This window comes from Mesorhizobium sp. M7D.F.Ca.US.004.03.1.1, assembly GCF_003998635.1.
Classification (GTDB): domain Bacteria; phylum Pseudomonadota; class Alphaproteobacteria; order Rhizobiales; family Rhizobiaceae; genus Mesorhizobium; species Mesorhizobium loti.
Genome location: NZ_RZQG01000647.1, coordinates 1 through 3,452, shown reverse-complemented (window position 1 = coordinate 3,452; position 3,452 = coordinate 1). Strand labels below are relative to the sequence as shown.

Below are 3,452 nucleotides of genomic sequence, written 5' to 3'. Positions count from 1 at the left end.
CCGATGACGCGCTCCGGCATCATCGGCGCGGCGATGATCGTGTTCGTCTTCTCACTCGGCTTCTTCGTCACGCCGGCGATCCTCGGCGGCGGCCGCAGCGTCATGATCGCCGAGCTGATCTATCTCAGGATCTTCCAGAGCCCGGACTGGGGTCTGGGGGCGGCGATCAGCGTCGTGCTGGTGCTGTTCGTCGGCGCGCTGATGGCGTTGCTGTTCCGCTATGTCAGACCGAAGCAGTTGATCTGATGCCGACCTATCGCCCCGGTCCCGTCTCGCTGATCATCGCTGCCTTCGTAGCGTTGTTCCTACTGATGCCGCTGCTTGCCGTCATCCCGGTATCGCTGACGCCGAGCCGCATGCTGGCGATGCCGTCGGGCGAACTGTCGCTGCGCCACTACCGGGCGCTGATCGAGGATCCACGCTGGCTCCAATCGATCCTGCTCAGCATCCGCATCGGAATCGTCAGCAGCGCCTTTTCAACCGTGCTCGCACTGTGTTTCAGCCTTGGCGTGTGGATGTTTCAACCGCGCTTCACCGCGGCCCTGGTCGGCTTCGTGCTGCTGCCGATGGTGGTGCCGCCGGTGGTCTCGGCTATCACGCTCTACTTTCTGCTGACCTCGATCTCGGGGTTCAGCTCTTTTTTCGGCTACGACACTTGGCTGGGTGTCGCTATGGCGCATGCGGTGATGACGGTGCCTTTTGCCACGGTGCTGATCCTGGTCTCGCTCAGCCAACTCGACCGGCGCATCGACCTTGCCGCGCGCGGTCTTGGCGCCACGGTGTGGGAGCGCGCCACCCGCGTCATCATGCCCAACATCAAGTTCGGCATCATCACCGCAGCACTGCTCTCCTTCGTCCTGTCCTGGGAAGAAATCGGCGTCACCCTGTTCATCACCTCGGTCAACGCCATCACGCTGCCCAGGCTGATGTGGATGGGCCTGCGCGACAACATCGACCCGGCGATCGCTGCCCTGTCGGTGATCCTGATCATCATCACCGTGCTGGTGCTGGCGGTGCGCAGTTTCGTGGCCAGGCAGCGCGGCGGGCACTAGGCGAAACCGCCCAACCGTAACGGGTCCATTCATACGGAAATCCGCGACAGTCCTAACCGCTATGTGAAGGACGTTACGGAAGGTCTGCGGCCGGCACACTATCCAGCGCCATGGAAAACCTGCCGCTGGTGACGTTTGCCTTCATATCGGTGCTCGGAATGGCGGTTCCGGGGCCGGATGTCGTGCTCGCCATCACCAACGGGTCACGCTACGGGATCAGGCACGCCTTCTTTGGCATGGCCGGTGTGGTGCTCTCGGACATCGTCCTAATCTGCATGGTGGCGCTTGGCTTCGGAGCGCTTCTGGTGGCTTCGGAATTCTACCTTTCAGCTGTCAGGATGGTCGGCGCCTTCTATCTGCTTTTCATCGCTATCGGCGCGCTTCGCAGCTCCACCGGATCCCGCCATGCGTTCGATCCAGGCTTTCCCGACAAGGCTCACTCGACCAAGGCTCTCATGGTTCGCTGTTTCGTGGTGGCGGTTACAAACCCGGAGGCATGGCTGTTCTTTCCCGCCGTCCTGCCGCCCTTTGTCGACAGCAACGAGCCGATCGCGATGCAATACGCGGTCCTGGCAATCATCATCGCAGCGGCGGACGTTTTCGTCCTGATGCTTTATGCCACGCTTGGATCACGGGCGGCGAGGCTTCTGGCCGGCCCGAACGCAGTGTGGATCGACCGGCTCTATGGTATCGCACTGCTTGGTCTTTCAAGCGTTCTGATCCTGCAATCCCTTGGGCATCTCTGAAGCACGTTGCGGTCAGGCAGCACCGAGCGCACTAGATAAAACGCACCGAGACGCGACCAAATCTGCCTAGATCGCCGGTGACTTCGTCGCCGGCCTCGACACTTATCGGCGTCACGCAGGTGCCGGTTATCACCACCTGTCCCGGCTGCAGTGCTATGCCCAGCCCCGACAGTTCATTGACGATCCAGGTAAGCGCAATACGAGGGTCGCCCAACACAGCTGCCCCTGTCCCGTTGTGCTGCGACTTTCCAGAAACGAAAGCGACCACCGGGTGCTCCGCGAGATCCACGTCGCGCCAATCTCCTTCTACAGCCTCGCCGATCACGAACAGATTGGCACAGGCGTTGTCCGCTATGAGCTGCGGCGCCCCGACGGCGCAGAAATCGTCATAGCGTGAGTCCGGTATTTCGATCGCCGGGTGCAAGGTCGCCACGGCCTCCATCACCTCGGCGATTTCATAGGGTACTGGGCGAGGTGGCAGCTGGCGGCCGAAACGGAAAGCGAATTCGATCTCGGCCACACGCATCTTGCTCGTCGCCAGGGACACTGCCCCGCCGACCTCGACCGCTTTTTCTGCCAGCAGACGCCCGGCCATCGGGCCGTCGACGTTGATATGCCTTTGTCCGGCCAGACTGGTTGCGGCAATCTTCCAGCCGAAAAGCGGAGCCACCGAGCGATCCAGCACATGCGACTGGATAGCGTAACCTTCGCTCCGCGTTTGTGGCCGCAACTCCGGGGGTATGGCGTCGAGACGGGTGCCCTTGTCCCAATGGCCCACCAGCAACTGCGACGCAGCCCTGGCCTGTTCTGGATCAAGCATCATCAGCCCCGGAAATCGAAAGAAGGCATTCGCAGCCCGCCGCTTCGTGGAGAACAGCCAGCAAGAAACATTCCGCCATGTGGACCCGCCCATATGCGGCAAGGTTAGGTGACCAGGAACCGAGTGTCCACATTCATGCCCCGCTCGCCAAACATAGCTAGCTGCCCTCTGTCAGCCCCTGAGTGCTTGCGCTTCGCAGCTTCATCGTTAGGCTGCGCGGCGCCCGCTGATTGGCTAAGCCGGGCAGAAGCCGGATACGCTTGAGCGGCGGTTCTGGCGCGGCAATGATCCGCAAGGCCGCGACAGGGAGGAAGAAACGATGACCGCGCCCGGTGATTTGCAGCAGGCACTGTTTCTGAGGCTGAAAAGCGATGCATCACTGTCGGCGTTGCTGGGCGGCGCCGGACTGCTCGAACGGGCAACGGATAATACCGCTTTTCCATACGTGACCTGCGGCCAGACCAGCGCCTTCGACTGGGATACCGGCGCTGAGAACACCGATGACCAGTTGATTACGCTGCATATCTGGTCGAAAGCCCATGGCGAAGCCGAAACGCTTGCCATCATGGCCGCCATCAAGGCGCGCCTTGCCGACGCAGCGCTGGTGATTGGCCCTCGTGGCCAGACTCGGTTGACGTTGGAATTCGCCGAGGCCCGCCATGACGAGGATCTGCTCGTGCATCACGGGCTTCTGCGCTTTCGCGCCATAACGCAGGAAAATGCCTGATGTGCTTTCAATATGGTCGAAACGGAGTCTAGACTGGCGTTTCCAGGATTTCGCTTGGTTGGGCGGCGAAATCCCGATCGGTTGTCTCGTGTTTCAGGGGTGTAGTG

Annotated in this window: 4 protein-coding genes and 1 pseudogene; 4 read left to right on the top strand and 1 reads right to left on the bottom strand. The window is 61.4% G+C overall.

Annotation, left to right across the window (positions count from 1 at the left end; translation table 11 throughout):
* The 3 genes and pseudogenes from EN935_RS27210 to EN935_RS27200 form a co-directional block, all read left to right on the top strand.
* Nucleotides 1–246 (top strand): annotated as a pseudogene (locus EN935_RS27210) (ABC transporter permease); the annotation flags it as partial.
* On the top strand, nt 246–1,052 hold the full coding sequence (locus EN935_RS27205) for an ABC transporter permease (protein ID WP_109662555.1): 807 nt from the start codon (nt 246–248) through the stop codon (nt 1,050–1,052). The pseudogene EN935_RS27210 and the gene EN935_RS27205, both read left to right, overlap by 1 nt.
* Before the next feature lie 110 nt (nt 1,053–1,162).
* A complete protein-coding gene (locus EN935_RS27200) occupies nt 1,163–1,798 on the top strand; it encodes a LysE family translocator (protein ID WP_109662558.1) in 636 nt (211 codons plus the stop codon).
* A gap of 31 nt (nt 1,799–1,829) precedes the next feature.
* Here EN935_RS27200 and EN935_RS27195 read toward each other — a convergent pair whose 3' ends face one another.
* The gene (locus EN935_RS27195; RefSeq protein WP_109663330.1) at nt 1,830–2,618 is read right to left on the bottom strand and encodes a fumarylacetoacetate hydrolase family protein; all 789 of its coding nucleotides are present in this window, start codon (nt 2,616–2,618) and stop codon (nt 1,830–1,832) included.
* A gap of 319 nt (nt 2,619–2,937) precedes the next feature.
* Here EN935_RS27195 and EN935_RS27190 point away from each other — a divergent pair, with 319 nt between their 5' ends.
* Nucleotides 2,938–3,345, top strand: coding sequence for a DUF3168 domain-containing protein (locus EN935_RS27190; protein ID WP_109662561.1), 408 nt, complete (start codon nt 2,938–2,940; stop codon nt 3,343–3,345).
* Nucleotides 3,346–3,452: the final 107 nt, after the last annotated feature.

Bases quoted from the DNA above. Each gene is read 5' to 3' on its own strand.
- EN935_RS27195 (WP_109663330.1), bottom strand. From the start codon at position 2,618: ATGCTTGATCCAGAACAGGCCAGGGCTGCGTCGCAGTTGCTGGTGGGC.
- EN935_RS27200 (WP_109662558.1), top strand. From the start codon at position 1,163: ATGGAAAACCTGCCGCTGGTGACGTTTGCCTTCATATCGGTGCTCGGA.
- EN935_RS27205 (WP_109662555.1), top strand. From the start codon at position 246: ATGCCGACCTATCGCCCCGGTCCCGTCTCGCTGATCATCGCTGCCTTC.
- EN935_RS27190 (WP_109662561.1), top strand. From the start codon at position 2,938: ATGACCGCGCCCGGTGATTTGCAGCAGGCACTGTTTCTGAGGCTGAAA.